Source organism: Paraburkholderia sp. (assembly GCF_036488505.1).
In the GTDB taxonomy this organism is placed as follows: Bacteria; Pseudomonadota; Gammaproteobacteria; order Burkholderiales; family Burkholderiaceae; genus Paraburkholderia.
In genome coordinates, this window is the sequence record NZ_DASXHN010000144.1 from 1 (window position 1) to 5,868 (window position 5,868).

The following is a 5,868-nucleotide window of genomic DNA, read 5'->3' on the forward strand; positions in this document are numbered from 1 at the left end:
ACCAGAAGCGGCAGGAGCAGCGGCAGCCGTCGGCGTACCGATATCGCGGTAATCCGGCATGGCATCGGAAGGACGTGGCTGGTCGCCTGCATGCTCGATCCAGCCGCCACCCAGCTCACGATACAAATCGACGAGATTCGCCGCCCGGTTCAGCCGCGCCGTAATCAGCAACTGCTGCGCGGTGTACAGGTTCGTCTGGGCCGTCAGCACGGAGAGATAGTTGTCCACGCCGTTGCGATATCGCATATCCGACAGCTCCAGCCCACGAGCCTGCGACTTCACATACAACTCGAGCGCGTTGATCTGCTCGTCGTATGTGCCGCGCGCGGCCAGCCCGTCCGCCACTTCGCGGAACGCAGTCTGGATCGCCTTCTCGTAGTTCGCGATCTCGATTCGCTTCTGGATCTGAGCCAGATCCAGGTTGGCCAGGTTCGTGCCGCCCTCGAAGATCGGAATCGAGATTTGCGGTGCGAATGACCACGCCGCCGAGCCCGGCTTGAACAACGTGCCGAGCGAAGGCGCCAACGTTCCAAAGCTGCCCGTCAACGAAACCGTCGGAAAAAACGCCGCACGCGCCGCACCGATATTCGCGTTCGCCGCGAGTAGCGAACGCTCCGCCGACACAATATCCGGACGCCGCGTGAGCAGGTCGGAAGGCAGTCCGGCGGGGATATCGGCGAGCAGGTTCTGACTGTCGAGCGGCATGCCCGGCGGCAGATCAGCCGGCAACGGCTCACCGACCAACAGCACCAGCGCGTTCTCGGCCTGCGCCCGCAGGCGCAATTGCGACTGCAGGTTGGCAGCGGCCTGTTGCAGGATGCCCTCGGACTGACGCACGGCGAGTTCGGTACCCACGCCGTTATCGAATTGCAGCTTCGTGATCCGATACGACTCGTCCGCCGTCTTCAACGTATTGCGCGTGACAGTGAGTTGATCGTCATCCGAAAGCATGATCAGGTACTGGTCGGCGACTTGCGACACCAGCGAGATTTCTGCTGCCTTGCGTGTTTCCGCAAGCGCGAAATACTGCTCGAGCGCCTGGTCCTTCAGGCTCTGGATCCGCCCGAAGAAGTCAATTTCCCAGGACGCATTCACCCCGACCGAATACTGATTCGAGATGGTCTGGTTAAAGAACGCCAGATCTTTCGGAGTGCGCTGCTTCGTCTGCGAGGCGACTGCGTCGAGCGTGGGCAGCAACTCGGCACGCGTGATCTGATACTGCGAGCGCGCCGCTGCCACATTGAGCATGGACACACGCAGATCGCGGTTGTTCTTCAGCGCGAGCGCAACGATCCGCTGCAAGCGTGCATCGACGAAGAAATCGCGCCAGCCGATGTCCACCGCCGGCTTCGCCGGCGCAGCCGACGACGCCGCCTCCGGTTGCCTGTCGTAGATGCCGCCCGTCGGGAACGTCTGGTCGACGGGCGCCGCCGGGCGCTGGTACTTCGGAGCCATCGTGCAGCCAGCCGCAAAAAGCGCGACCGCTGCCGCCATCAAGGAGTGTTTTAGCATCTCAATGTCCTTCCTTGGCCGGAGCAGCCGTGCCGCCTTGGTCACCATTGCCGCCGTTGCTGTCGCCGTCATGGCTGTGCTGCGGCGTACCCTTGTCGTGGCTGATTTTGCTGATCACCACAAAGAACATCGGGATCATGAAAATTGCCAGGAAGGTCGCGGTCAACATCCCGCCGATCACGCCCGTACCAATGGCGTGCTGGCTGGCTGAACCCGCGCCGTTACTGACCGCAAGCGGCAACACGCCGAGAATGAACGCCAGCGACGTCATCAGAATCGGGCGCAACCGCTGACGCGCCGCTTCCATGGCCGCTTCCACCGTGGTCCTGCCCTGACTGCGCAGATCGCGTGCGAATTCCACGATCAAAATTGCGTTCTTCGCCGACAACCCCACCGTGGTCAGCAAGCCGACCTGGAAGAACACGTCGTTTTCGAGCCCGCGCAAAGTAGCCGCGAGCAACGCGCCCAAAATACCGAGCGGCACGACCATGATCACCGAGAACGGAATCGACCAGCTTTCATACAACGCGGCAAGACACAAGAACACGACGAGGATCGAGATGCCGTACAAGATTGGCGCCTGCGAACCCGACTGGCGTTCCTGCAACGACAAGCCCGTCCATTCGTAGCCAATCCCCGCCGGCAACTTCGCCGCGATCGCTTCAATCGCCTGCATGGCCTGACCCGTCGACTTGCCCGGCGCCGCCGCACCCTGGATTTCCACCGCGGAAATACCGTTGTAGCGTTCGAGCTTCGGCGAACCGTAGATCCATTCGCCTGTACCGAATGCACCGAACGGAACCATCGCGCCGGCCGTATTGCGCACGTACCACCTGTTCAGGTCTTCCGGGTTCATGCGGAACTGCGCGTCGCCCTGTACGTAGACCTTCTTGATCCGGTTATCGACGTCCAGGAAGTTGTTCACGTACGACGAAGCCCACGCAATCGAGAACACCTGGTCGATGGTCGCAGGCGACAGACCCAGCGCGTTCGCCTTCTCGCGATCGACGTTCACCTTGAACTGCGGCGTGTCGTTCAGGCCGTTAGGACGAACCTGCGCGAGCGTCGGGTCCTTCGCAGCCATGCCGAGCAGCATGTTGCGCGCTTCCATCAGCTTCGCGTGACCGAGACCCGAGCGATCCTGCAACTCGAAGTCGAAGCCTGAGGCCGTACCCAGTTCCGGAATGGACGGCGGATTGACCGGGAAGATCAACGCGTCCTTGTAGCCCGCGAAGTGCCCGAACATGCGTCCGACCAGCGCGCCCACCTTCTGGTCCGCGTGCTGGCGCAGCCCGTAGTCCTTCATCCGCACGAACACGAGACCCGAGTTCTGGCCGCGGCCCGCGAAGCTGAAGCCGTTCACGGTAAAGACCGCTTCGACGATGTCTTTCTGGTCCGTCAGCAGCCAGTGGGTGACATCGGCGAGAACCTTGGCCGTGCGCTCCTGCGTCGAACCTGCCGGCGCCTGCACGAGTACGAACATCGTGCCCTGGTCTTCATCGGGCAAGAACGACTTCGGCAGGCGGACGAACAGGAAACCCACCGCGACGATCACGACCAGATAGATGATCAGCCAGCGGCCCGAGCGCTTGATCACGTGCTCCACGCCGCTGTGATACTTGTCCTGGCTCTTGGCGAACGTGCGGTTGAACCAGCCGAAGAAGCCCTTCTTCTCGTCGTGATGACCCTTTTCGATTGGCTTCAGGAGGGTCGCGCACAATGCCGGCGTCAAAATCAAGGCGGTCAGCACGGACAAGATCATGGCCGCGACGATGGTCAGCGAAAACTGCCGATAAATCGCGCCCACCGACCCGCCCGAGAACGCCACCGGCACGAACACGGCCGACAGCACGAGCGCCACGCCGACCAGCGCGCCGGTAATCTGGTCCATTGCCTTGCGGGTGGCATCCCTTGGAGAGAGTCCCTCCTCGGCCATCACCCGCTCGACGTTTTCCACCACCACGATTGCATCGTCCACCAGCAAGCCGATGGCGAGCACCAGCCCGAACATGGAGAGCGTATTGATGGAGAAACCCACCAGCCCCATGACCGCGAAAGTACCCAGCAGCACGACCGGCACGGCGATGGTCGGAATCAGCGTGGCTCGCAGGTTCTGCAGGAACAGGTACATCACCAGGAACACCAGCACGATCCCTTCGATCAGCGTCTTGACCACTTCCTCAATAGACAGCTTCACGAACGGTGTGGTGTCGTACGGATACTTCACGACGAGACCCGCCGGGAAGTACTTCGACAGGTCGTCGATTTTCGCCCGCACTGCCTTCGCCGTGTTCAGCGCGTTGGCGCCCGTGGCAAGCTGGATACCGAAACCAGCGGTCGGCTGACCGTTGTATTTCGTGTCGAAGTTGTAGTTCTCGCCGCCCAGCTCGATGCGCGATACGTCCTTCAGCCGCACTTGCGAGCCATCCTGATTCACCTTCAGCAGGATGTTGCCGAACTGCTCAGGCGTTTGCAGCAGCGTAGCTTCCGTAATGGTTGCCTGCAGCATCTGGCCCGGCACCGCTGGGGTACCACCCAGCCCACCGCCTGCCACCTGCACGTTCTGCGCAGCGACAGCGTTCGTCACATCGAGCGGCGTCAACTGGTAGTTGTTCAGCTTGGTTGCATCCAGCCAGATCCGCATGGCGAATTGCGAGCCGAACAACGTCACCGTACCCACCCCGTCGATACGGCTGATCGGATCTTCGACCTTCGACGCCACGTAGTTAGCGAGGTCGTAACGACCCATGCTGCCGTCCGTGGAAACGAACGCCATCACCATCAAGAAGCTGCTGCTCGACTTCGTCACCTTGGAGCCAAGCTGCTGAACGGCTTGCGGCAAGAGCGGCGTGGCGAGTTGCAGCTTGTTCTGCACCTGCACCTGCGCGATGTCCGGATTCGTTCCGGCCGCGAAGGTCAGCGTAATGGTGGCTGTGCCCGAGTCATCACTGGTGGAAGACAGGTACAGCAAGTGATCGAGGCCGCTCATCTGCTGCTCGATCACCTGCGTTACCGTGTTTTCCACCGTGCTGGCGGACGCACCCGGGTACGTAGCACTGATCTGAATGGCCGGCGGCGCGATCGTCGGATACTGCGCGATCGGCAAGGTGAAGATCGAAGCGATCCCCGCCAGCATCAGAATAATGGCGATCACCCACGCAAAAATCGGGCGATCGATAAAGAACTTTGCCATGAAACAGGCTCCCTTTTAGTGCGCCTGATTACGCGCCTGACGCCGCAGATGCGGGTGCCGGATTGCTCGAGGCCGCCACGCCGCTCGCGCCAGCGTCCGCTGCCGCAGGGGCTGCGCCTGGCGCCGCCGGAGCGGCGCCGGATGCCGGTTGAGCGGCCTGGGCCGGGAGTTGTGCTTCGACAGGCTTCACGGTCGAACCTGGCCGCGCTTTCTCCGTGCCCTGCACGATCACGCGATCACCCGCGTTCAGGCCGCTGTCCACTACCCACTTGTCGCCGTACGTACCCGACGTCACCAACTGGCGCAGTGCCACCTTGTTGTCCGGACCGACCACGAGTGCCGTCGGCTGGCCCTTCTGGTCATGCGTCACGCCGATTTGCGGCACCACGAGGGCCTTGTTGTTCACGCCTTCGTCGATACGGGCACGCACGAACATACCCGGCAACAACACGCGGTCCTTGTTCGGGAAAATCGCGCGCACCGTGACCGAACCGGTGCTCTGGTCCACGCTCACGTCGGAGAACTGCAGCTTGCCGTCCTCCGGATACGCGCGGCCGTCTTCCAGAATCAGCGTGACCTTGGCCGCGTTGGCGCCGCTCGCCTGCAAACGGCCTTCCTGAATGTCGCGGCGCAGCTTGAGACCGTCCACGCTCGATTGCGTCAGGTCGACATAAACCGGGTCCAGTTGTTGCACGGTAGAGAGCAGCGTGGCCGCGCTTGCCTGCACATAAGCGCCCGGCGTGACCTGAGACACGCCGATACGGCCTGTGATGGGCGACACGACGTCGGTATAACCGAGGTTGATCTGGGCGGTATCGACGGCGGCTTTACCCGACGCGACGTCGGCCACGGCCTGACCCTGGCTCGCCACGGCGTTGTCGTAGTCCTGCTTGCTGACCGCGTTTGCCGCGACCAGGATCTTGTAACGCGCCGCCAGAGCGTTCTGGGTGGCCACGTTGGCCTGCGCCTTCGCGAGCGCGGCCTTGGCGGTATTCAATGCGGCGATATACGGCGCCGGATCGATCTTATAGAGCCGCTGGCCGGCCTTTACGTCCGCGCCTTCAGTGAATTCACGCCGCAGCACGATGCCGTCGACCCGCGCACGCACCTGAGCGACGAGAAACGCGCTCGTGCGGCCGGGCAGTTCGCTCACGACAGGGACG

General features: G+C 62.4%; 3 protein-coding genes. All 3 read right to left on the reverse strand.

Annotated elements, in window-relative coordinates:
* Window positions 1-1,512 (reverse strand): efflux transporter outer membrane subunit (locus VGH68_RS08325; protein ID WP_331603101.1); only part of this gene is annotated, 1,512 nt, incomplete at its 3' end.
* A gap of 1 nt (window position 1,513) precedes the next feature.
* Window positions 1,514-4,705 carry an efflux RND transporter permease subunit gene (locus tag VGH68_RS08330; protein ID WP_331603102.1) on the reverse strand — a complete coding sequence of 1,064 codons (3,192 nt, stop codon included), beginning with the start codon at window positions 4,703-4,705 and terminating at the stop codon, window positions 1,514-1,516.
* Between the two features lie 28 nt (window positions 4,706-4,733).
* Window positions 4,734-5,868 (reverse strand): efflux RND transporter periplasmic adaptor subunit (locus VGH68_RS08335; protein WP_331603104.1); only part of this gene is annotated, 1,135 nt, incomplete at its 5' end.